Source organism: Bifidobacterium saimiriisciurei, from assembly GCF_010667655.1.
In the GTDB taxonomy this organism is placed as follows: Bacteria; Actinomycetota; Actinomycetes; order Actinomycetales; family Bifidobacteriaceae; genus Galliscardovia; species Galliscardovia saimiriisciurei.
In genome coordinates this window covers 1-381 of the sequence record NZ_WHZU01000039.1, presented here as the reverse complement: position 1 = coordinate 381, position 381 = coordinate 1, and the positions used below count along the sequence as shown (strand labels likewise).

General features: G+C 62.7%; 1 protein-coding gene. It reads right to left on the bottom strand.

Annotated elements, in window-relative coordinates; genetic code table 11:
- A partial coding sequence (locus tag GFD18_RS10920; protein WP_163228300.1) for an alpha-E domain-containing protein occupies window positions 1-381 on the bottom strand: 381 nt, incomplete at both ends.

Below are 381 nucleotides of genomic sequence, written 5' to 3'. Positions count from 1 at the left end.
GCGTAGTCGACAAGCTTGCGCAGCGGCGGCTTGAGCTCGGTGGGGGAAACATGCAGGCGCGTGTACAGGTCGAGTCGTTCGAGGTATTTGCCCACGAAGAGGAACGACTTGAGCGTCTGGTCGACCACCGAATTCTCGACGGCGCCCCAGAAGGCCAGCATGTCGTCGGTCACGTCGCGCTGGTCGTACAGGTCCTCGGCCTCGGACGAGCGCTCGCTTGCATCGGTGATGCTGCTCAGCGCCAGTTCCACGTACTGCAGCACTCGCGAGCTGAGTTCGGGGCGCAGGATCACGGCGTTGTTGAACGCGTAGTCCATGGCGCTGCGCACCGAGTTCGGGTTGCTCTCGTCATACAGGAAGCTGTGCACGAACGCGTCGAAG